The 20793-nt window shown below is 72.0% G+C and carries 22 protein-coding genes; 17 read left to right on the top strand and 5 right to left on the bottom strand.

The features are described from left to right. Window positions 1-12: 12 nt before the first annotated feature. The gene (locus JIX55_RS09490; RefSeq protein ID WP_257562864.1) at window positions 13-666 is read left to right on the top strand and encodes a DedA family protein; all 654 of its coding nucleotides are present in this window, start codon (window positions 13-15) and stop codon (window positions 664-666) included. A 73-nt stretch (window positions 667-739) separates the two neighbouring features. On the opposite strand, the gene JIX55_RS09485 is transcribed toward JIX55_RS09490, so the two are convergent. Continuing rightward, the gene (locus tag JIX55_RS09485; protein WP_257562863.1) at window positions 740-1282 is read right to left on the bottom strand and encodes a gamma carbonic anhydrase family protein; all 543 of its coding nucleotides are present in this window, start codon (window positions 1280-1282) and stop codon (window positions 740-742) included. A gap of 130 nt (window positions 1283-1412) precedes the next feature. Here JIX55_RS09485 and JIX55_RS09480 point away from each other — a divergent pair, with 130 nt between their 5' ends. From JIX55_RS09480 to JIX55_RS09470, 3 genes are all read left to right on the top strand, one after another. After that, the gene (locus JIX55_RS09480; RefSeq protein ID WP_257562862.1) at window positions 1413-2162 is read left to right on the top strand and encodes an acyltransferase; all 750 of its coding nucleotides are present in this window, start codon (window positions 1413-1415) and stop codon (window positions 2160-2162) included. A 236-nt stretch (window positions 2163-2398) separates the two neighbouring features. Next, window positions 2399-2974: a helix-turn-helix domain-containing protein gene (locus JIX55_RS09475; protein ID WP_257562861.1), complete on the top strand. Its 576-nt coding sequence runs from the start codon at window positions 2399-2401 to the stop codon at window positions 2972-2974. Window positions 2975-3018: 44 nt separating this feature from the next. Then, complete coding sequence (locus tag JIX55_RS09470) at window positions 3019-3576, top strand: YbaK/EbsC family protein (RefSeq protein ID WP_257562860.1); 558 nt, start codon at window positions 3019-3021, stop codon at window positions 3574-3576. Window positions 3577-3661: 85 nt separating this feature from the next. On the opposite strand, the gene JIX55_RS09465 is transcribed toward JIX55_RS09470, so the two are convergent. After that, window positions 3662-4222 (bottom strand): NAD(P)H-dependent oxidoreductase, encoded by a 561-nt coding sequence (locus tag JIX55_RS09465; RefSeq protein ID WP_257562859.1) that lies wholly within the window; start codon window positions 4220-4222, stop codon window positions 3662-3664. A gap of 121 nt (window positions 4223-4343) precedes the next feature. Here JIX55_RS09465 and JIX55_RS09460 point away from each other — a divergent pair, with 121 nt between their 5' ends. The 3 genes from JIX55_RS09460 to JIX55_RS09450 all read left to right on the top strand — a co-directional run bounded on the left by JIX55_RS09460 (window position 4344) and on the right by JIX55_RS09450 (window position 7515). Beyond that, a complete protein-coding gene (locus tag JIX55_RS09460; RefSeq protein WP_257562858.1) occupies window positions 4344-5000 on the top strand; it encodes a TetR/AcrR family transcriptional regulator in 657 nt (218 codons plus the stop codon). A gap of 101 nt (window positions 5001-5101) precedes the next feature. Continuing rightward, the gene (locus JIX55_RS09455; RefSeq protein WP_257562857.1) at window positions 5102-6004 is read left to right on the top strand and encodes an AAA family ATPase; all 903 of its coding nucleotides are present in this window, start codon (window positions 5102-5104) and stop codon (window positions 6002-6004) included. Further along, window positions 6001-7515 carry a VWA domain-containing protein gene (locus tag JIX55_RS09450; protein ID WP_257562856.1) on the top strand — a complete coding sequence of 505 codons (1515 nt, stop codon included), beginning with the start codon at window positions 6001-6003 and terminating at the stop codon, window positions 7513-7515. The genes JIX55_RS09455 and JIX55_RS09450 overlap by 4 nt, the downstream gene beginning before the upstream one ends. 77 nt (window positions 7516-7592) lie before the next feature. Here the strand turns inward: JIX55_RS09450 and JIX55_RS09445 are convergent, their stop codons facing one another. After that, window positions 7593-7961: a VOC family protein gene (locus JIX55_RS09445; protein ID WP_257569274.1), complete on the bottom strand. Its 369-nt coding sequence runs from the start codon at window positions 7959-7961 to the stop codon at window positions 7593-7595. A 76-nt stretch (window positions 7962-8037) separates the two neighbouring features. On the opposite strand from JIX55_RS09445, the gene JIX55_RS09440 reads away from it, so the two are divergent. The 8 genes from JIX55_RS09440 to boxB all read left to right on the top strand — a co-directional run bounded on the left by JIX55_RS09440 (window position 8038) and on the right by boxB (window position 17293). Further along, on the top strand, window positions 8038-8997 hold the full coding sequence (locus JIX55_RS09440; RefSeq protein ID WP_257562855.1) for a universal stress protein: 960 nt from the start codon (window positions 8038-8040) through the stop codon (window positions 8995-8997). Window positions 8998-9113: 116 nt separating this feature from the next. Continuing rightward, window positions 9114-10310 (top strand): ABC transporter substrate-binding protein, encoded by a 1197-nt coding sequence (locus JIX55_RS09435; RefSeq protein WP_257562854.1) that lies wholly within the window; start codon window positions 9114-9116, stop codon window positions 10308-10310. Between the two features lie 11 nt (window positions 10311-10321). Then, complete coding sequence (locus JIX55_RS09430; RefSeq protein WP_257562853.1) at window positions 10322-11194, top strand: branched-chain amino acid ABC transporter permease; 873 nt, start codon at window positions 10322-10324, stop codon at window positions 11192-11194. A 77-nt stretch (window positions 11195-11271) separates the two neighbouring features. After that, window positions 11272-12366 carry a branched-chain amino acid ABC transporter permease gene (locus JIX55_RS09425; protein ID WP_257562852.1) on the top strand — a complete coding sequence of 365 codons (1095 nt, stop codon included), beginning with the start codon at window positions 11272-11274 and terminating at the stop codon, window positions 12364-12366. Next, window positions 12363-13298 carry an ABC transporter ATP-binding protein gene (locus JIX55_RS50845; RefSeq protein WP_306819994.1) on the top strand — a complete coding sequence of 312 codons (936 nt, stop codon included), beginning with the start codon at window positions 12363-12365 and terminating at the stop codon, window positions 13296-13298. Before JIX55_RS09425 ends, JIX55_RS50845 begins: the two co-directional genes overlap by 4 nt. A 59-nt stretch (window positions 13299-13357) precedes the next feature. Beyond that, window positions 13358-14098 carry an ABC transporter ATP-binding protein gene (locus JIX55_RS09410; protein WP_257562851.1) on the top strand — a complete coding sequence of 247 codons (741 nt, stop codon included), beginning with the start codon at window positions 13358-13360 and terminating at the stop codon, window positions 14096-14098. Between the two features lie 101 nt (window positions 14099-14199). Then, complete coding sequence (gene boxC, locus JIX55_RS09405) at window positions 14200-15867, top strand: 2,3-epoxybenzoyl-CoA dihydrolase (RefSeq protein WP_257562850.1); 1668 nt, start codon at window positions 14200-14202, stop codon at window positions 15865-15867. Between the two features lie 4 nt (window positions 15868-15871). Then, window positions 15872-17293, top strand: coding sequence for a benzoyl-CoA 2,3-epoxidase subunit BoxB (boxB, locus tag JIX55_RS09400; protein ID WP_257562849.1), 1422 nt, complete (start codon window positions 15872-15874; stop codon window positions 17291-17293). Window positions 17294-17527: 234 nt separating this feature from the next. Here the strand turns inward: boxB and JIX55_RS09395 are convergent, their stop codons facing one another. After that, complete coding sequence (locus tag JIX55_RS09395; protein WP_257562848.1) at window positions 17528-18331, bottom strand: PaaX family transcriptional regulator; 804 nt, start codon at window positions 18329-18331, stop codon at window positions 17528-17530. A 375-nt stretch (window positions 18332-18706) separates the two neighbouring features. Continuing rightward, a complete protein-coding gene (locus JIX55_RS09390) occupies window positions 18707-19114 on the bottom strand; it encodes a CoA-binding protein (RefSeq protein WP_257562847.1) in 408 nt (135 codons plus the stop codon). Window positions 19115-19441: 327 nt separating this feature from the next. Here JIX55_RS09390 and JIX55_RS09385 point away from each other — a divergent pair, with 327 nt between their 5' ends. After that, entirely contained in the window at window positions 19442-20206 is a 765-nt protein-coding gene (locus tag JIX55_RS09385) for a hypothetical protein (protein WP_257562846.1), read from the top strand. Continuing rightward, window positions 20203-20748 (top strand): SixA phosphatase family protein, encoded by a 546-nt coding sequence (locus tag JIX55_RS09380; protein WP_257562845.1) that lies wholly within the window; start codon window positions 20203-20205, stop codon window positions 20746-20748. Before JIX55_RS09385 ends, JIX55_RS09380 begins: the two co-directional genes overlap by 4 nt. Window positions 20749-20793: the final 45 nt, after the last annotated feature.

The raw sequence follows: 20793 nt of genomic DNA, 5'->3' as shown, positions 1-20793 counted from the left end.
GAGGAACCGGCTTTGCACGTCCAGGAGTGGCTCGAAACAGTGCCCCCGCTCAGCATCTACCTGCTGGTGGGGCTGGTCATCGGCCTGGAGAGCCTGGGTATCCCGCTGCCGGGCGAGATCATCCTGGTCTCCTCCGCGCTGCTCGCCTCCCAGCACGGTGAGATCGACCCGTTCGTCCTCGGCGCCTGCGCCACCGCCGGCGCGATCATCGGCGACTCCATCGGCTACGCCATCGGCCGCAGGGGCGGACGCCCACTGCTGGCCAAGCTCACCCGAAGGTTCCCCAAACACTTCAGCGAGAGCAACATCGCCGTCGCCGAGCGCTCCTTCGACCGCTGGGGCATGTGGGCCGTCTTCTTCGGCCGCTTCATCGCCCTCCTCCGGATCTTCGCCGGCCCCCTCGCCGGCGTCCTCCAGATGCCCTACTGGCGCTTCCTCGTCGCCAACGTCCTCGGCGGCATCCTCTGGGCCGGCGGCACCACCGCCGTCATCTACTACGTCGGCGTGGTGGCCGAGGCCTGGCTCAAGCGCTTCTCCTGGGTGGGCCTGGTCCTGGCGGTCCTGATCGGCGTCACCTCGATGCTGGTGATCAAGCGCAAGGCGAAGAAGGCGGCGGAGAAGGCGGAGGAGGCGGAAGGGGATCTGGTGACCGCCGGCGACTCGTAAGGGGCGCGGGGCTGTATCCGATGTGCGGCTCCGCCGCGTGGGCGCGGCCGGCCACGTACGACCCTCAGCCGGCCTACGCGCCGTACTCCTCCTGCGCTTTCCGGTGCGCCTTCGCCAGCTCCGTGTAATGCGTCCCGTTCAGCGTCACCAACTCACGCTCCGCCTCGGTGAGCGGCCGCTTCACCTTCGCCGGCACCCCCGCGACCAGTGACCCCGGCGGCACCCGCGTCCCCTGCGGCACCAACGCCTGCGCGGCCACAAGAGACCCCGCCCCGATCACCGCGCCGTTCAACACGGTCGCGCCCATCCCGATCAGACAGTCGTCCTCGATCGTCGCCCCGTGCACCACGGCGTTGTGCCCGATCGAGACGCGCTCGCCGATCGAGACCGGGAACCCGGGGTCGACGTGCAACGTGCAGTTGTCCTGGACGTTGGCGTCCGCACCGATGACGATCGGTTCGAACTCGGCCCGCAGGACCGCCCCGTACCAGACGCTCGCGCCCGGTCGCAGCGTCACGTCGCCGATCACCACCGACGTGGGGGAGACGAAGGCGGCCTCCTCCACGTCCGGCTTCTTGCCGTCGAATGTCGTGATCAGGGCCCGCTGCCGGTTCATCGCCGCCTCCAGGTGATGGATAAGGATCAGTCCTCACCCGCACCGTAAGCCATGGGGAGGGCGCCGCGTGGGGTGAAGATCACAGCCCTGCGGCGTCATCCGTGTGTCGCCCGGTGAGTACGGTGAGCGGGTGTCGAAGAGCAAGAACACGTTCTCGTCCTGGCGGGGCCGCCTCACGCAGCGCGCCGTCCATGCGGGCTGGGCGTGGCTGCAGCGCACGGGGTCGGTGACGGCCGAGCGGCCCGGCCGCTTCCGCTTCGGCGCGATGGGAACGGGTACCAGATTGGCCTTCCCGCTCGGCACGGTCTTCGGTGAGCCGTGGATCCATCTGGGCGCCCACTGCATCATCGGTGAACAGGTCACGCTGACCGCCGGGCTGATGCCCGACCTCGACCTCGGCGCGGAACCGATCCTGCGCATCGGCGACGGGGTCGTCCTCGGCCGGGGCAGCCATGTCATCGCCGACACCACCGTCACCATCGGCAGCGACTGTTACTTCGGGCCGTATGTGTATGTGACGTCCACGAACCATTCGTACGACGATCCGCACGAGCCGATCGGGAAGCAGTGGCCGCGGATGGACCCGGTGTCGATCGGGCCGGGGTGCTGGATCGGTACGGGGGCGGTGATCCTGCCGGGCGCGCGGATCGGGCGGAATGTGGTGGTCGCTGCGGGGGCGGTCGTCCGGGGGGTGGTTCCGGATCACTCGGTGGTGGCCGGGGCACCCGCGCGGGTCGTGCGGCGGTGGGATCCGGTCGAGGGGTGGCAGCCGCCGCTTCGGACGCCTGCGCCTGTGCCGATTCCCTCCGGGGTCACGCCGCAGCAGTTGTCGGCCTTGGCCGAGTTGGACTCGGAGGGGATGGGGGAGTTGGGCGCCTGAGAGCTCGGGGGCTCTGGTCGGTCGGCGGCCGCGGGTCGGGTGTGGCTGGTCGCGCCCACGCCACTTCAGGGGCGTGGAGCTGTACGCCTTGGGCGCGGGAGTGCCGAATGCGCCGAGCGTGCCGAGGCGGTGGCGATGATCACCGGGCCGTCTCGCAGTACAGTTTGGTGAACGAAGAGTGCACCACACCGTAGTTCATTGAGTTGAACCCTGTCGTTTAGAATATTGGACGGAATGTGTCGGATCTCGACCTGCTGACCCAGTCCCTGGCGCGCAACGTCAGGCGCTGGCGCACCGAGCGCGGCTTCACCCTGGACGCCCTCGCCGCCCGTGCCGGAGTCAGCCGCGGCATGCTCATCCAGATCGAGCAGGCCCGCACCAATCCCAGCCTCGGCACGGTCGTCAAGATCGGTGACGCCCTCGGTGTCAGCGTCACCACGCTGCTCGACTACGAGCAGGGCCCCAAGGTCCGGGTCGTCCCGGCCGATCAGGTGGTCCGGCTGTGGCACACCGACGCGGGCAGCTACAGCAGGCTCCTCGCCGGTACGGAGGCGCCCGGCCCGCTGGAGATGTGGGACTGGCGGCTGATGCCGGGCGAGAGCAGCCGGTCGGACCCGCACCCCGTGGGCACGGTCGAGATCGCCCATGTCACGGCGGGCGAGCTGGCGCTCACCGTAGAGGGCGCGGAGTACCGCGTCCCGGCCGGCGCGAGCGTCACCTTCGAGGCCAACGCGGCGCACGAGTACGCCAATCAGGGCGACGTTCCGACGGAGATGGTGCTGACGGTGTCGGTGCCCCCCGTGCCGCACTGAGAGTGTCAACGCGGGTGCCTGCGGGCTTTGTTACCGTGCGGCCCATGCGCGCACCCATCGGAGACTTTCCCCACGCCATCCCTGCCCCCGACTGCCTCGACGACCTCGTCGGCCCGGTCGCCGACGCCGTACGCGACTGGCGCGGCAGCGTGTCCGCCGACCGGATCCTGTACGTCGAGACTGACCCGGAGTGGGCCGACACCGCGGTGTTCGTCCAGCACTACGGGCAGGAACTGCTCGAACAGTCCGCGAACTGCGTGGTGGTCGCGGGCAAGCGGGGTGGCGAGTCGAGCCTCGCCGCGTGTGTCGTGCTGTCCACCACCCGCGTCGACGTGAACGGCGTGGTCCGCCGCCAACTCGGTGCCCGCAAGGCCTCGTTCGCGTCGATGGACACCGCCGTCGGGGAGACCGGGATGGAGTACGGCGGCATCACACCCGTCGGGCTGCCCACGGCGTGGCCGATTCTGGTGGACTCGGCCGTCGTCGACCTGCCGTACGTCCTGGTCGGCAGCGGCCGGCGGCGCGGCAAGCTGTTGGTGCCGGGCAAGGCGTTCGCGGAGCTGCCGAACGCGGTGGTGCTGGAGGGGCTGGGGGTCGCCTGACCGGCGGGGCCCCGGTGCCGGAACGCCGGCGCCGGGCCCCCGGGCGCATGGCCCGGAACCCGGCGGGGTGCGGCGGAGAGCCGGCTCAGGCGGCGGCGGAACCGGCGTGGGTGGTGAGCTGCCCCAGGACCTCGGTGAGACCGGCGACGACCTCGGCGTCGTCGGCCGGGTGGGTCTCGGCGAAGCGGACGACGGAGCCGGGGATGGAGAGCTTGGCGTCCTCCAGGACCGTGGCGCCGGCGATGCCGGCGGCCTTGCGGGTCTCGTCCTGCGCCCACACGCCGCCGAACTGACCGAACGCGGTGCCGACCACGGCGACCGGCTTGCCGGTGAACGCGCCGGCGCCGTACGGACGGGACAGCCAGTCGATGGCGTTCTTCAGGACGGCCGGGATGGTGCCGTTGTACTCGGGGGAGAAGAGCAGGAAGCCGTCGGCGCTGCCGGCGGCCTCACGCAGGCGCGCGGCGGTGGCCGGGAGGGCGGCCTCGTTGTCGAGGTCCTCGTTGTAGAACGGGACCTCGGCCAGACCCTCGTACAGCTCGATCTCGACGCCCTCGGGGGCGTGCTTCACAGCGGCCTCGGCGAGCTGGCGGTTGTGCGAACCGGCGCGAAGGCTGCCGACGAGCGCGAGGATGCGTACGGACATGAGCTGACTCCTAGCAAAATGAGCACCTGGGGAAAAGCTAAACGGACCGGGGTCCGTTGAAATTTGTAGCACCTATCCGGACCGAGGTCCACTTGTCTGTGGTGAGCGTTACTCTCATTTCATGAAAGAGTCGCTGCCGCCCTTCCCGGCGCCTCAGGAACCCGACCCCCTCGACGGACTGCTGAACCTCGCTCCCGCCACCTCTGACCAGCCCCGACTGCGGGCGGACGCGGCCCGCAACCGCACTCGGCTGCTGGAGGTCGCCGCCCGCCTCGCGGCGGAGTGCGGGGCCGCCAACCTGACCATGGAGGCCGTGGCGACCGCCGCCGAGGTGGGCAAGGGCACCGTCTTCCGGCGGTTCGGCGACCGGTTCGGGCTCATGCTCGCGCTCCTCGACCACCATGAGCGGGAGCTCCAGGCCGCGTTCCTGACCGGCCCGCCGCCCCTCGGCCCCGACGCATCGCCCGTCGACCGGCTCCGAGCCTTCGGTGCGGCGGTCATCCGGCACGAGTACGCCCACCGCGATCTCTACCTCGCCGCCCGCGCGGACGTCTCCCGCCGCCACACCAGCCCGGCCAGCCGGCTCCGCCTCGGCCACCTGTGCATGCTGCTCCGCCACGCCAGGGCGACGGGCGACATCGAGCTGCTGGCGCAGACCCTGCTGGGCTATCTGGACATCAATCTCGTCGACCATCTGGTCGAGCGGCGGGAGATGTCCCTCGACCGGCTGGAGCGGGGGTGGGGGGACCTGGTGGAGCGGCTGGTCGTGGCGGCGTAGGACCAGGGACGGCCACCCGGGACAGTCAAAGCGACCGCTTGGTAACTTGTAGGCAGGTGTCGGGGAGCGGCCTCGCGCGCCGTGTGAGGGGGAGGGGTCACATGACCGACGAGAGCGGCGCGAACGGGCGGCCGGAAACGACAGGCACCTGCTTCTTCTCCTCCGTGGACGACGTCTCGGCTCGGCTCGCCGAAGCGGGCTACCTGGCCTCGACCGCCGTCGCCACCACCGTCTTCCTGGCCGACCGGCTCGGCAAGCCCCTGCTGGTGGAGGGCCCGGCGGGCGTCGGCAAGACCGAGCTGGCCAAGGCCGTCGCCCGGGTCGGCGGCGCACGTCTGGTCCGGCTCCAGTGCTACGAGGGCATCGACGAGTCCCGCGCCCTGTACGAGTGGAACCACGCCAAGCAGCTGCTGCGCATCACCGCCGGGCGCGACGAGGCCTGGGACGAGACCCGCACCGACATCTTCAGCGACGAGTTCCTGCTCACCCGGCCCCTGCTGACCGCGATCCGGGGCGACGAGCCGACCGTGCTCCTCATCGACGAGACCGACAAGGCGGACGTGGAGGTGGAGGGGCTGCTGCTGGAGGTGCTGAGCGACTTCCAGGTCACGGTCCCGGAGTTGGGCACGATCACCGCGACGCAACGCCCCTTCACCGTCCTCACCTCGAACGCCACCCGGGAACTCTCCGAGGCGCTCCGCCGCCGCTGTCTCTTCCTCCATCTCGGCTTCCCCGACGCCGCGTTGGAGCAGCGGATCGTACGACTGAGGGTCCCCGGCCTGGACGGCGCACTCGCCGACTCCCTGGTCCGCGTGGTGGGCGCGCTGCGTGAGATGGAGCTGCGCAAGGCTCCCTCCGTGGCCGAGACCATCGACTGGGCCCGCACCCTGCTGGCCCTCGGCGCCGACACCCTGGACGAGACCGTCGTACGGGACAGCCTGGGCGTGATCCTCAAGCACCAGGACGACATCGAGAAGGCCGCGCGGAAGCTGACGTTGGTATGACCGCCGGGGCCCCTGATGCGAGGACGCCTCCGGGCTCGCCGCTGGCCGAGCGGCTGACCGCGTTCGTACGGGCGTTGCGCGGCCACGGGATACCGATCGGGCCCGGCGAGACCGTGGACGCCGCGGCCGTGCTGGAGGTGCTGGGCCTCGCCGACCGAGAGCGGATCAGGGAAGGACTGGCGGCGGCGCTGCTGCGCGCCGACCGGCAGCGTGCCGTGTTCGACGCTGCCTTCGAGCTGTACTTCCCGCTCGGCGTGGGGGAGTTGACGGGGGCGCGGGACGCGTCGGCCGGGGACCGGGACGAGTTGCGTGACCGGCTCGCCGAGGCGCTGGCCACGAATGACGCGGCCGCGCTCACCCGACTCGCCGGCGAGGCCGTGGACCTGCTCGGCCGCTACGGCTCCCCGGGCTCGGACGGCTGGTCCGCCCACCAGACGCTGGACCGCCTCCGGCCGCAGACCCTGTTGGCACGGATCCTGGCGGCGCGGCGGGATGGGGAGGCAGGTTTCTCGGGCGCCGGGTCCGGTGGTGGGTTCCGCATGGGATTCGGTGGCGGTCTCTCACTCGACTCGGGAAGGGGAGCGGGGGCGGGCACGGGATCCGGTCCTGGCTCCGGTTTCGGTTCGGGTGGGTTCACCGACCGGCTGGACGCCGATGAGATCCGGCGCCGTATCGAGGACTTCCGGAACCGGGTGCGCACCGAGGCGCGGCGGCGGGTCGCCGAGCGGCGGGGAGCGGAGATGATCGCCGAGCGGGGTATCGCGCCGAGCGCCGACCAGGTCGACTTCCTCATCGCGAGCCGCGAGCAACTGGCCGAACTTCGCCGTACGGTCCAGCCGTTGGCCCGCAAGCTCGCGACCCGGCTGGCCGCCCGGCGGCGCAGGGCCGCGCGCGGTCGGATCGACATCCGGCGCACGCTGCGGCGTTCGCTGTCCACCGGGGGTGTGCCCCTGCGCCCGGCCTATCGGCGGCACCGGCCCGCGCGTCCGGAGATCGTGCTGCTCTGCGATGTGTCCGGGTCGGTCGCCGGGTTCGCGAACTTCACGATGCTGCTGGTGCAGGCGATGCGGGACCAGTTCAGCAAGGTGCGGGTCTACGCCTTCGTCAACCGCGTCGACGAGGTCACCCACCTCGTCACCACCGGGGAGGCCGACCCCGCCGAACTCGGCCGCCGGATCGCCACCGAGGCCGCGATCTCCGGGTGGCACGGCAGCAGCGACTACGGGGCCGCGCTCGGCGAGTTCGCCGAACGTCACCTCGACGCGGTGGGTCCGCGTACATCGGTGATCGTCCTCGGTGACGCCCGTACCAACGGCTTCGACCCCAACGCGGCGGCCCTGCGGCGCGTCGCGGCCCGCGCCCGCCGCGTCCACTGGCTGAACCCCGAGGCGCCGGGCCAGTGGTCGACGGGCGACTCCGCCGCCCATGTCTACGCCGAGATCGTCGACATGCACGCCTGCCGGAACGCGCGGCGGCTGGGGGAGTTGGTGACGCGGTTGCTGCCGGTGTGAGGGGCGGTGCGCGGGCTGGGTGCCGAAGCCGCTCCCATGGGCGCCTCCCAGGGGAGCGGCTCCCAGGGGCGCCGAGGTCACTCCCGCCCGGTGTCGATGACACAGAAGCGGTTGCCCTCCGTGTCGGCGAGTACGACGAAGTCGGCGTCCTCGGGGTACAGGTCCCAGTCGACGCGGCGCGCTCCCAGGCCCAGCAGCCGTTCGACCTCCGCCACCTGGTCCTCGGCGTTCCCCGCGTAGAGGTCCAGGTGCACCCTCGGGTACTCCTGCAGCGGGGTCTCGCTGAGGCCGAGTGAGATCTGGGCGCCGGTCCCCTCCGGGTGCACCAGCACGACCCAGTCGTCCTCCGGTTCCTCGCGCGGGACGTACCCGAGGGCCGCCGTCCAGAACGCGGCGGCCCGCCGTACGTCGGACGCGCCCATCACCACCGATCCGATGCTCAGCATGGTCCGATTCTCGCCCCCGCGGATCCGCTGCCGTGCGGCATGCTGGAAGCAGACCTCGACCTCAGGAGGTGCGCCCATGTCCCGCACCGTCACCGTGGGCATCGACGGTTCGCGCGAGAGCCTGGCCGCCGCCGAGTGGGCGGCCCGGGAGGCACGGCTCCGCGCACTGCCGCTGCGGCTGGTCAACGTCTGGGAGACGGTTCCCGAGGTGATGGGGCGGCCGCCGATGCTGGGTACCGGGACGAGGCCGGACGGACAGCACGAACAGCACGGACAGGGCCGGATCGCGCCCGGTGAGACGGGCGCCGGGAAGATCCTCGGTGAGGTGGCGGACGGGGTCCGGGCGCGCCACCCCGGCGTCGACGTGGCCGTCGAGCAGCTGACGGGCCTGGCGAGGGAGGAACTGGTGAAGACGGCCGAGGAGGCTGAGCTGCTGGTCCTGGGCTCCCGGGGGCTGAGCGGGATCGCCGGCTTTCTGCTCGGTTCCGTCGGACTGCACGTCGTCGCGCACACCGGGCGGCCGGTCGTCCTCGTCCGGGCCGGGGAGCAGGCCGCGGACGATCAAGCGCCGGACCGGACCGGCACTCCGTCCGCCGCGACGTCGTTCCGGCCCGTCGTGCTCGGCCTGGACACCGGGCACCCGGACCCCACGCTGATCCGGTTCGCGTTCGAGGCCGCCGCGCTGCGGGAGAGCGCCGTGCGGATCCTCCACGACTGGAGCCCACCGCCCCACTCCGGCCTCCGGGAGCGCCCCGGTCCGGAGGCCGATCTCGTCGCCGACCTGGGGCGCCTGGACGCCGTCGCGCTGACCGACGTGCTGCGGCCCTGGCGGCAGGAGTATCCGTCCGTCGAGGTGGTGGAGGAGTCCCGCCGGGGCAAGGCGGCGGACCACCTGCTGGAGGCGTCCCGGGACGCCTCCCTGGTCGTCGTCGGGCGGCGGGTCCGCCGCTCGCCGCTGGGGGCGCACATCGGTCCGGTCGCGCATGCGGTGCTGCATCACGCGGGTGTTCCTGTGGCGGTCGTCGCGCATGACTGAGGTGCCGGACCGTGGGATCCATGCACCCAGGCCATTCTTTACAGACTATTGACGTTGCGGCGGAGATATGTAGATTCTGGCATCCTTCTCGCCCCCGGCCCACACCAGGAGCTGTCATGGGTGCTGTTTCTGTCATTTCTCTGACCAGAACGCTCGCAGGACTGGCCCTGGGGGGCCTGGTGCTGGCGGGGTGCGGGTCGAGCCTCGACGACTCCGGGGGGAGTGGGGACGAAGGGGGGCGGGCCGACGACGTCAAGGTCGGGTTATTGGTGCCGCTGTCGGGGGTCTACGCGCCGATCGGTGAGGACATCAAGGCCGGATTCGAGCTGTATCTCGACGAGCACGGGGGGAAGCTCGGCGGGCGTCAGGTGGACGTGGTGACGGCGGATGAGGGGGAGGGGCCGCAGACGGGGGTGCCCGCGGCGCAGAAGCTCGTCACGAAGGACCGGGTCTCGGCGGTGGCGGGGGTGGTCAACTCGGCCACCGCGCTGGGGCTGCGGGACTTCTTCGACGAGTCCGGGAAGCTGTTGCTGGTGGCCAACGCGGGGGCCGACGACATCACCGGTGCCCGCAAGTCGGAGTACGTGTGGCGGACGAGTTTCAGCAACGGGCAGGTGTCCGGGGCACTCGGGCCGACGGTCGCCGAGGAGGTCGAGGGCGGCGTCTACCTGATCGCGGCCGACTACGCCGCCGGCAAGGAGATGCTCGCGGGCTTCCGCAAGACCTTCGAGGAGGCGGGCGGCAAGGTCGCGGGCGAGGAGTACACACCCTTCGGCAAGACACAGGACTTCCAGCCCTACCTGTCGGCGATCCGCGAGTCCGGCGCGGACGCCGTCTTCGCGTTCTACGCGGGCGCCGAGGCGGTGAGCTTCGTCAAGCAGTACAAGCAGTTCGGGCTCGCCGGAAAGACGCCGCTGTACGGCACCGGCTTCCTCACCGAGGGCGGGGCGCTCGCCGCCCAGGGCAGCGCGGCGGACGGGGTGAAGACGTCGCTGCACTACTCGACCGAGCTGGACAGCCCGCGCAACAAGGAGTTCGTGGCCGCGTACGAGAAAGCGGAGAAGAAGCCGCCCACTGTCTACGCCGTCCAGGGCTACGACACCGCCGCCGTTCTCGACAAGGCGCTGGCCGGGGCGGACGACGTCAGCGGTGACGCCCTGGTGAAGGCGCTGGCCGGGGTCGGTGCCCTCGACAGCCCGCGGGGCCGGTGGAAGTTCGACGCCGACCACAACGCGGAGCAGTCGTACTACCTGCGCGAGGTCCGTACGAGCGGTGGGACGGCTGTCAACGCCGTCGTCGGCGAGCTGGACTGAGCGGGACCGGCATGGCCACCCATCTGGTGAGCATCCTCAACGGGCTGGCGATGGGCTCCCTGCTCTTCGCCATCGCCCTGGGCCTGTCGCTGGTGTTCGGCATGATGGACGTGCTGAACCTCGCCCACGGCGCGGTCTATCTGGTCGGCGCCTACGTCGCGGTCGCGCTCGTGTCCGACACCGGGGGAGTGGCGGCCTTCGTCCTCGCCGTACTGGCCGCCGCCGTGGCCGGTGCCCTCCTCGGCGGACTGCTGGCCGCCCTGACGCGGGTCACCGCGTACCACCTCGACCAGGCCCTCCTCACCCTCGGTGTCGGCCTGGTGGTCGCCGAAGTCCTGGCCCTGGCTTTCGGCACCGACGTGCACTCCGTCACCGCCCCCGCACCGGTCGACGGCGGTGTCACCGTGCTCGGCGAGACCTACCCGGTCTACCGCCTGCTCGTGATCGGCTTCGGCGTCGTCCTCGCGGTGGCCGTGTACGTCCTGGTGGAGCGCAGCCCGCTGGGTTCGGTCATCCGCGCCACCGTCGCCGACCGAGCCATGGTGGCGGCGCTCGGCGTCAACACCGGCCGGGTGCTGGTCGGCGTCTTCGCGGCCGGCGCGGGGCTGGCTGCCGTGGGCGGCGTACTGGCCGCGCCGATCCTCGGCGCCCAGCCCGGCCTGGACGAGAAGGTGCTGCTGCTCGCCCTGGTCGTGGTGGTGATCGGCGGCCTCGGCTCCGTGCGGGGCGCACTCCTCGGCGCCGTACTGATCGGGCAGGTGCAAGCCCTGGGAACCGCTCTGCTGCCCGAGTACGCGTCCTTTCTCGTCTTCGCCGCCATGGCTGTGGTTCTGCTGCTGCGGCCGACGGGACTGCTGCCGGCACGGACGGCGGTGCACGGATGACGGCGACGGCGATCCGGGCGGTGTGGGAGTGAAGGCGGTGTGGGAGTGAAGACCGCGGAGACCGAGGCGGTAGGCGGATGACGGCCATCAGGGCCACGGAGGCCGGGGGCGCCGGCATGGACGTTCCTGCCGGAGCGCCCGGCCCCGCGGCACCGCCGGGCGGCGGTGCCGGGGACGACGAGCGAGGCCAGGGGCGCCGGCGGGCCGTCCTCGCGGTCGTGGTGGTCGCGCTGCTCGCTGCGGCCCCGCTGGTGCTCAACCCCTACCCCGTGTCGGCCATGACCCGGATGCTGGCCTTCGCCGTGTTGGTTCTCGGTGTCGATCTGCTGACCGGGATCACGGGACTGCCCTCGCTGGGACAGGCGGCGTACTTCGGTGTCGGCGCCTACACGGCCGTGCTGGTCGGGGTGCACCTCACGGCGGACGCGACGGCGCAGGTGGCGGCCGCCCTGGTCATGGGGCTGGTGGCGGCCGCGGTGACCGGCTGGGTCGCCGTACGGGCCAGGGGCATCGTGTTCCTCATGCTCACGCTGGCGATCGGCGAGTCGGTGCACCAGGTGGCCGACACCTGGTCGGCGGTCGGCGGCAGCAACGGCCTGGCCGGGATGCCCCCGATCAGCCTGTTCGGCGGTCCGTCACTGATCGCCGCCGGGTTCGTCCACTGGTGGGTCCTCGCCGTGGCCGTCGCCGTGTTCGCGGCGGTCGCGCTGGTCGTCCGTTCGCCGTACGGCCGCACGCTGCGGGGCATCCGCGACAACGAGGCCCGCATGCGGGCGCTCGGCTACCGCCCGGCTCTCGCCCGGTACGGCGTCTTCTGTCTGGCGGGGGCCGTCGCCGGGGTCGGCGGTGCCCTGTGGGCACAGCAGGCCCGGTTCGTCTCGCCCGGGGACATGGGGTTCGAGGTGGCGGCGCTCGCGCTGCTCAGCGTGGTCATCGGCGGGCCGGGCAGCCTCTGGGGCCCCTGCCTGGGCGCGGCCCTCGTCCTGCTCGTCCGCGACAACCTCTCGGCGTCGATCGGCGGTCACGGCCCGCTGGTGCTCGGCGCGGTGTTCATCGCCGTCGTCCTCCTGCTGCCGCGCGGCCTGGCCGGCGTCACCGCGTCACTCCGTCGGCGCCGCGGCGACACCACGCACCGGGCGCCCGTCCGCCGCCGTAAGGAGAACTCCTCGTGACCCCTCTGCTGGAACTGCGCGGCCTGACCCGCTCCTACGGCTCGCTCACCGCCGTCGACCACGTGGACCTGGCGATCCCCCGGGGCGAACGCCACGCACTGATCGGACCCAACGGCGCCGGGAAATCCACGCTGTTCGCGACGGTGGCCGGGACGCTCCGCGCGTCGGGCGGGAGCGTGCTGCTGGCCGGGCGGGACGTCACCTCGCTGAGGGAGGCGGACCGGGCCCGGCGCGGCATGGTCCGCACGTACCAGCACTCCAGCCTCTTCCTCGACTGCTCGGTGCGGGACAACGTCGCCCTCGCCGTCCAGCGCGTCCACCGCGTGGCCCACCGCCTCGACCGGGCGGCACACCGCTTCCGGCACACCGACGCCGAGACACGCCGGCACCTGGACTCGGTCGGGCTGTCCGGACGGGCCCGGGACCGGGCCGGATCCCTCTCGCACGGCGAGCGGCGGCAGCTCGAAGTCGCGATGGTCCTCGCGACCCAACCCGCCCTGGTGATGTTCGACGAGCCCACCGCGGGGATGTCCGCCGCCGAGACCGAACGCTTCGTGGCCCTGCTGGAACGTCTCCCCGACGACCTCACCGTCCTCATCGTCGAGCACGACCTGGACGTGGTGTTCCGCCTCGCCGACCGGGTCACCGTCCTGCACCTGGGCAGGGTCCTCGCCTCGGGACCACCGGCGACGATCCGGGCCGACGAGGCCGTCCGGCGGGCGTATCTGGGCGCGGCCAGGACCGAGGACCTCTTCACCGACGTGACCGATGTGGCCGACTTGACTGAGGTGACCGACTTGACTGAGGTGACCGACTTGACTGAGGTGACCGATGTGGCTGGGGTTACCGCGGTGGCTGAGGTGGCTGATGTCTTCGACCGCACTGAGGTCACAGAGGTCACAGAGGTCGCTGAGGGCGGAGGGGCGCGATGACCGGGACCGCCGACATCGCCGGTTCACCCGATACGCCTGATATGCCTGTTGTGCCTGTTGTGCCCGACGTACTCAGCGTGCGCGATCTGCGCGCCGGATACGCCGGCACCACCGTTCTCGACGGCGTCGACTTCCACCTCCCCGCCGGCGCCGTCGTCGCACTCCTCGGCCGCAACGGCGTGGGCAAGAGCACCTTCGTCCACGCGGTGATGGGCATGCTCAGGCCCTCCTCCGGCAGCATCCGCGTGGACGGCCGCGAACTCGCCGGCGCCGCGGCCCACACCGTCGCCCGCAGCGGAGTGGCGATCGTGCCGCAGGGCCGACGCGTGTTCGCGCCGCTCACCGTCGAGGAGAACCTGCGGATAGCCACTCCCGGGAGCCGCAGGACCGGTAGGGCCCGCCGGACCGGCTCGTCCCCCGGCGCGTGGACCCCGGAGCGCGTCTACGAGCTGATGCCCCGCCTCGCCGAACGACGCACCCACCGCGGCGACCAGCTCTCCGGCGGCGAGCAGCAGATGCTCGCCATCGGCCGCGCGCTGCTCCGCAACCCACGACTGCTGCTCCTCGACGAGCCCTCGGACGGCCTCGCGCCCACCGTCGTCGACCTGATCGCCGAAGTGCTGGAGGGCCTGCGCGGCGAAGGCATCGCCGCCGTCCTGGTCGAACAGGACCTGCACCTCGCCTTCCGTCTCGCCGACGAGGTGGCGGTGATGCGGAAGGGCCGCATCGTGCACCGGAGTTCCACCGCCGAGTTCCGCGGTGACCGGGAGCGGGCCCACGGCCTGCTCGGTGTGGGCTGACCCCACCGAGGCGAAGCTCTACAGAACCTTGACGTGCTGCCGAATACCTGTGGAGTATTGGTTGGTCGATCGGTACCAGTCGGCGCGAGGAGGCGCTCGTCATGGTGGTCGTGACCTTCGACCGGAGCCCGGACACCTACCGGCACTGGAAGCTGCGCACCGACGGGCCCGTCGCCTGGCTGGAGTTGGACGTCGACGAACAGGGCGGCCTCGTCCCGGGCTACGAGCTGAAGCTCAACTCGTACGACCTGGGTGTGGACATCGAGCTGTACGACGCGGTGCAGCGGCTGCGGTTCGAGCACCCCGAGGTGCGGTCGGTGGTGGTGACCGGCGCCAAGGACCGGGTCTTCTGCGCCGGCGCCAACATCCGGATGCTGGCGGCCTCCTCGCACACCTGGAAGGTGAACTTCTGCAAGTTCACCAACGAGACCCGCAACACCATGGAGGACGCCTCCGAGCACTCGGGGCTGACGTTCATCGCGGCCGTCAACGGTTCCTGCGCGGGCGGTGGTTACGAACTCGCCCTGGCCTGCGACCGGATCCTCCTCATCGACGACAACTCCTCGGCCGTGGCCCTGCCCGAAGTCTCCCTCCTCGGTGTGCTGCCCGGCACCGGCGGCCTCACCCGGATCACCGACAAGCGGCTTGTCCGCAAGGACCTCGCCGACCTGTTCGCCACCCGCAGCGACGGCGTACGCGGCAAGACGGCGGTGGACTGGGGGCTCGTGGACGAGGTCGTCCCGCGCCGCGACTTCCGTACGGTCGTCGAACAGCGCGCCCTCGAAGCCGCCGGGCGCAGCTCCCGTCCGGTCGACGCGGACGGCATCGAACTGACGCCACTGGAACGGGAGATCACCGAGGAAAGCGTCACCTACCGATACGTACGCGCCGAGTGCGACCGGCCGCTCGGGCTGGTCCGGATCACCGTACGGGGGCCGGCCGGGGACGCCCCGGCCGATGCCGCCGCGCTGCATACCGAGGGTGCCGACGGGTGGTTGCTGGCCCTGACCCGTGAACTCGACGATCTGATCCTGCGGTTGCGGGCGAACGAGACCGAGCTGGGCACCTGGGTGCTGCGCACCGAGGGGGACCCGGCGCTCGTCCTGGCCCATGAGCGGGCCGTGTTGGGGGCGGCGGCCGACGGCGACTGGTTCGGCAACGAGATCGCGCACTACTACAAGCGCACCCTGAAGCGGCTCGACGTCACCAGCCGCAGCCTGGTCGCGCTCGTCGAACCGGGGAGCTGTTTCGCCGGGCTGCTCCTGGAACTGGCGCTGGCCTGCGACCTCCAGTACATGCTGGACGGCCCGCCGATCGAGGACCCGGACAGTACCGACCGGGCAGCCCTGACGCTGACCGAGGCGAACTTCGGCGCCTTCCCCATGGGCAACGGCCTCTCCCGCCTCCAGTCCCGCTTCTACCGGCGGCACGACCACCTCGACTGGCTGCGCCGCGAGACCGGGCAGCCCCTGGGCCCGGGCCGGGCCAGGGAACTCGGGCTCGTCACCGACGCGCCCGACGACATCGACTGGGAGGACGAGATCCGCATCGTCCTGGAGGGCCGGGCGGCGCTGAGCCCGGACGCGCTGACCGGCATGGAGGCCAACCACCGGTTCGTCGGCCCGGAGACCATCGAGACCAAGATCTTCGGCCGCCTCAGCGCCTGGCAGAACTGGATCTTCGTACGCACCGACGCCGCCGGCCCCGAAGGGGCGCTGCGCCGCTACGGCACCGGTCAGAAGGCGGTCTACGACCGGAAGCGAGTGTGAGCCGATGCCCACGAGGATCGACTACGACTCCAGGATCCCCAACAACGTCGCCCTCGCCGACGACCGCCGACTGCGGCGGGCGCTGGAGGGCTGGCAGCCCAAGTTCCTCAACTGGTGGGGAGAGATGGGCCCCGAGCTGGAGAACCAGGGCGTCTACCTGCGCACGGCCGTGTCCGTCGGGCGCGACGGCTGGGCCCACTTCGACCACGTCGCCCTGCCCGACTACCGCTGGGGCATCTTCCTCGCCGAGCCCACCCCCGACCGCCGTATCGCCTTCGGCGAGCACCAGGGGCAGCCGGTCTGGCAGCAGGTGCCCGGCGAGTACCGCGCCGAACTGCAACGCCTCATCGTCGTCCAGGGCGACACCGAGCCCGCCTCGGTCGAGCAGCAGCGGCTCCTCGGTCTGACCGCGCCGAGCCTGTACGACCTGCGCAACCTCTTCCAGGTCAACGTGGAGGAGGGGCGGCATCTGTGGGCGATGGTGTACCTGCTGCACGCCTACTTCGGCCGGGAGGGCCGCGAGGAGGCCGAGGCGCTGCTCTGCCGCAACTCCGGCAGCCCCGACGCGCCGCGCATCCTGGGCGCGTTCAACGAGGAGACCACCGACTGGCTGGCCTTCTACATGTTCACGTACTTCACCGACCGGGACGGCAAGTACCAGCTCGGCTCGCTGAAGGAGAGCGCCTTCGACCCGCTGTCACGGACCTGCACCTTCATGCTGAAGGAGGAGGCCCATCACATGATGGTCGGCACCACCGGCGTCGACCGCGTGGTGACCCGCAGCGCCGAACTGGTCCGTGAACACGACACCCTGGACATCGCGGCCTGCGGCGGCATCCCGCTCGCCCTCATCCAGAAGTACATCAACTTCCACTACACGGTCTCCCTGGACCTCTTCGGCAGCGAGACCTCCACCAACGCCGCGAACTACTACACCGCCGGACTCAAGGGCCGCTGGCAGGAAGAGCGCCGCAGGGACGACCACCGGCTCACCGACGACAGCGCCTTCCTCGACCAGCCGGTCACCGACGGCACCTGGTCCCAGGACGAGGTGCCGGCCCTGCTCGCCCTCAACCTGGACCTGCGCGACGAGTACATCGCCGACTGCGAGACCGGCCTCAAGCGCTGGAACCGCATCCTCGCGGACCACGGCCTCGACTTCCGGCTGCGGCTGCCCCACCCCGGCTTCAACCGGAACGTCGGCCTTGCCGCCGGCCACCACATCGCCCCCGACGGCACGATCGTCGACGAGCACACCTGGGAGGCGAGCCGCCGGCACTGGCTGCCCACCGCCGAGGACCTGGCGTTCATACGGTCCCTCATGCATCCGGTGTACGAGCGCGGGAAGATCGCGAACTGGGTCGCGCCGCCGGTCAACGGGATCAACGGCAAACCGTTCGACTACGAGTACGTCCGACTGGTGTGAGGCGATCCGGGTGGCCGCGGTGTTCAACAGGACGGATCACCTGACCTACGGGCGACTGGCGAAGGTCGAGCACCCGTACTGACGGGCGAGGACGGCACCGGGCTCCCCGACCACGTCCGGGCCCACGCCTGGCGGCAACCGCTCGACAACGGCGCCCGCTTGGGCGACGCCCCCTACCCGACCCGGCGGCACTCGCCCGCCCGGCGGCGGCGCGGCGGTGGTCCCACGCGCCACTCATCCCGCGTAGTGCCCAGCCGTCAGCTCGTCCCACCGCCGCAGCGCCGCCGGTGTCCACTCGGCGTGCCTGCCGTGGAAGAGGTCGGCGGCCTTGGCGCCGCTCCAGCCGGCGGGGAGCAGCTGCGGCGGCAGCCGGGGGTCGAGGAAGGGGAAGCGGCGCCACTCGTGCACGAGCATGGTCTGGGCGTGCAGGACGGCGTCGCCGTCGGCGGGGCGCAGGCCGGTGAACTCGTCGATGAAGGCCTCGTAGCGGTCCTCGACCTCGGTGAGGTCCCAGGCGCGGGCCACCATGGCGGCCTCGCTGCCGACCGTGCCGTAGGAGGCGGTGAAGGACATCGCGTCGTCGGAGAGGCCGAGTTCCGCCAGGACGTCCCGGGCCTCCGACTCGCGGTCGACGCGGGGGGTGATCCACACGCCGGGCTCGGGGGAGCCGAAGCCGGCCCAGCTCAGCCGGGTGCGTACCCGGTGGCGCAGGTCCCGCTTGGCCTCCGGGACCGAGACGAGGACCACCAGCCAGGTGCCGCTCCAGGGCTGCTCGCCGCTGCCGAAGTCGTAGATGCGCCGGGCGCCCTCGGTCAGCAGCCGCCGCCCCGGCGGGGTGAGCGCCCAGCGCACCCGGCGGCCCACCCGCTCGGAGGCCAGCCAGCCCTCGGCGGCGGTCCGGGCGAGCGACTGACGGGCCGACTTCTCCTCGACGCCGAACATCGCCAACGCGTCGACCAGCGCCGAGGTCCACACCGGGCGGCCCTGCGGCAGGACGTACTCGCCGAGCATGGTCATCAGCAGCGACCGCGCGCTCACGTCACCGACCTCGCGCCGTCGGCTGACGACCGGACGCGCACCGGCCACCGCGGCCCGACCGCCCCGCGGCTTTCGACCCGCTCCGGGCGACGCTCCCTCCACCATCGGCTCTTCGCTTCCCTTGCTGCCGGCCCACCCGTGTCTCACGCCGCCGTGCGGAGGCCGGCCGCTCTCTTTCTACAATAACGTGTCGTTTCAGAAAGTATTGGTTGAGCGTTGAGGTGTCGGGACGCCGTCCGCCGAGGGGAGCTCCGGGCGGCGCGCGAGGCGGGCAGTGCGGTGGCGGCGATGCTCCGGGTGACTGCCGGGACCCACCACGCGAGGTCGTAGTCCGCGCGGAAGCGATGCACGTACGTGATCGGGGAGGTCCGGTCCTCAGCCCAGCCGCGGAATCTCGATCGCCGGGCAGCGGTCCATGATCATGTCCAGCCCGGCCGCGCGGGTCCGGTGGTACGCCTCCTCGTCGATCACGCCCAACTGGAACCAGACCGCCCGGGCGCCGATGCGTGCGGCCTCGTCGGCGACGGGGCCCGCGAGGTCGCTGTTGACGAAGACGTCCACGACGTCCACGGGGAAGGGGATGTCCGACAGGGAGGCGTAGCCCTGCTCGCCGTGCACCGTCTCGGCCTTGGGATGCACCGGGACCACGCGCTTGCCGTAGCGCTGGAGGACCTCCGCGACGCCGTACGCCGCGCGGTTGCGGTTGCTGGAGAGGCCCACGACGGCCCAGGTGTCGCCGAGTTCCGAAAGGATCTTGCGGATCGTGGCGGGGTCGCCGTACATGTGCGGTCTCCTCTGTCCGTGCAAGGGTGCCCGGTAACGGGGGCTGCCAGCGGCAACAGCGATAGGTGTCCGGCGATTCCCGGGTCCCGCGATCCGGTGTGCGGGCCGTCGCCTGTGTAGGCGGCCACTTGCGTGGGCGGCCACCTGCGTGGGCGGCCGCGGCGGCCGACCGCGGGCGGTTGACATGGCGCCGGGTCCGCCGGCGTCAGGACGGCCGGGTCCGTGAGCGGTCAGGACGGCCGGGTCCGCGGGCGGCCGGGACGGCTCGGTGTCCGGAATGCCGTCCTCCGCACTGCGCTCGGCCGTCCCCGCGCCTACGCTCACCCCGTGCTGCGTATCACCGACGCCCGGACCGGCGAGCCCGCCGAGATCCGCAGGGCGCTCACCCGTGTCCACGCCCAGGTGCCGAGGGACGACACCTCGGCCCTGCGCGTCCTGCTGGTCGCCGACGTGCTCGCGCGCGCCCTGGAACTGGGCGGCAGCCCCGTCCTCCTGGTCGCCGATCCGCCCGCCGCACTGCGCGAGCGCGCCGACGAACTCGGCATCCGGGCGACCGAGGCCGCCGCCACGGGAAGCGGGCGCCTGGTGCTGCATGTCGTGGGTTCGGGAGAGCCGGTGGGCGAGGGCACCGGCGACCCCGCCCGCCTCCGCGAGGAGGCCGGCGACGACGACCGCCTCCGCGCGGGGGTCGCAGCCAAGGCCGATGTCAGGGTCGAGGTCGCTCCGGTGACCGGACCCGAGGAGGAGGCCGCCTCCGGCACAGCCCTGCGGCTCGCCCTGCTCGCCCAGCCCCGGCGGACCCCCGTGGCCCTCGACGCCACCGCCCTGGCCAAGGCCGCCGACGCGCTCGACCACTGGCGCAAGGCGGTGGCGGCCTGGGCGACGCGGCCGTCGAGGCCGGTTCCCGAGCCCGTACGGCAGGCCCTGCGCGCCGCGTGGGAGGACGATCTCGACGTGCTCGCGGTCCTCGACGTGCTGCGGGACGTGGAGGGGGCGCGGGACATGCCGGACGGCGCGCGGTTCGAGACGTACGCCTACGCGGACCGGCTCCTCGGCCTGGAGCTCACCCGCGAGATCGGAGCATCGGCATGATCACGCGTCCCGGAGCGGGCCCTCTGCGCAGACTCGTCGTCCTGCGGCACGCCAAGTCCGCCTGGCCGGTGGGCGTACCCGACCACGAGCGTCCCCTGGCGCCGCGCGGCCGCCGCGACGCCCCCGCCGCCGGGCGTGCCCTCGCCGAGGCGGACTGCCTGCCCGACCTGGCCGTGTGCTCCACGGCTGTACGGGCCCGCCAGACCTGGGAACTGGCCTCCGCCCAATGGGGGACACCGCCGCCCGTACGGCACGACCGGCGGGTGTACGCGGCCGACGTGCCGGAGCTGCTCGACGTGGTGCGCGAGGTCCCCGACCGGGTGGGGACCCTGCTGCTCGTCGGCCACAACCCCGGCCTGGAGGAGCTGGTGCTCGACCTGGCCGGAGACGCCCTCGACGACGCGCTGGACGCCGTACGGACCAAGTTCCCCACCTCGGCGATCGCGTTCCTCTCCTGGCGCGGCGAGACCTGGGCCTCGCTCGCCCCGGGCACGGCACTCCTGACGGACATGATCGTGGCCAGGGGGCAGAAGAAGGCCTGACCCGGCGCCCGAGGATGCCCGGCGCGGACGGGTGCCGGCCTGCGC

It is taken from the genome of Streptomyces sp. DSM 40750, assembly GCF_024612035.1.
Taxonomy (GTDB): Bacteria; Actinomycetota; Actinomycetes; order Streptomycetales; family Streptomycetaceae; genus Streptomyces.
The sequence above is the reverse complement of the archived record's forward strand: the minus strand, read 5'-3'. Positions and strand labels throughout refer to the sequence as shown.

Coding starts and splice junctions, on each gene's coding strand:
- JIX55_RS09445 (WP_257569274.1), bottom strand. CDS start 7,961: ATGCTGAGCATCGGATCGGTGGTGATGGGCGCGTCCGACGTACGGCGG.
- JIX55_RS09465 (WP_257562859.1), bottom strand. CDS start 4,222: ATGTCCGTACGCATCCTCGCGCTCGTCGGCAGCCTTCGCGCCGGTTCG.
- boxB (WP_257562849.1), top strand. CDS start 15,872: ATGCCCACGAGGATCGACTACGACTCCAGGATCCCCAACAACGTCGCC.
- boxC (WP_257562850.1), top strand. CDS start 14,200: ATGGTGGTCGTGACCTTCGACCGGAGCCCGGACACCTACCGGCACTGG.
- JIX55_RS09390 (WP_257562847.1), bottom strand. CDS start 19,114: ATGTACGGCGACCCCGCCACGATCCGCAAGATCCTTTCGGAACTCGGC.
- JIX55_RS09450 (WP_257562856.1), top strand. CDS start 6,001: ATGACCGCCGGGGCCCCTGATGCGAGGACGCCTCCGGGCTCGCCGCTG.
- JIX55_RS09430 (WP_257562853.1), top strand. CDS start 10,322: ATGGCCACCCATCTGGTGAGCATCCTCAACGGGCTGGCGATGGGCTCC.
- JIX55_RS09440 (WP_257562855.1), top strand. CDS start 8,038: ATGTCCCGCACCGTCACCGTGGGCATCGACGGTTCGCGCGAGAGCCTG.
- JIX55_RS09455 (WP_257562857.1), top strand. CDS start 5,102: ATGACCGACGAGAGCGGCGCGAACGGGCGGCCGGAAACGACAGGCACC.
- JIX55_RS09470 (WP_257562860.1), top strand. CDS start 3,019: ATGCGCGCACCCATCGGAGACTTTCCCCACGCCATCCCTGCCCCCGAC.
- JIX55_RS09425 (WP_257562852.1), top strand. CDS start 11,272: ATGACGGCCATCAGGGCCACGGAGGCCGGGGGCGCCGGCATGGACGTT.
- JIX55_RS09435 (WP_257562854.1), top strand. CDS start 9,114: ATGGGTGCTGTTTCTGTCATTTCTCTGACCAGAACGCTCGCAGGACTG.
- JIX55_RS09485 (WP_257562863.1), bottom strand. CDS start 1,282: ATGAACCGGCAGCGGGCCCTGATCACGACATTCGACGGCAAGAAGCCG.
- JIX55_RS09460 (WP_257562858.1), top strand. CDS start 4,344: ATGAAAGAGTCGCTGCCGCCCTTCCCGGCGCCTCAGGAACCCGACCCC.
- JIX55_RS09380 (WP_257562845.1), top strand. CDS start 20,203: ATGATCACGCGTCCCGGAGCGGGCCCTCTGCGCAGACTCGTCGTCCTG.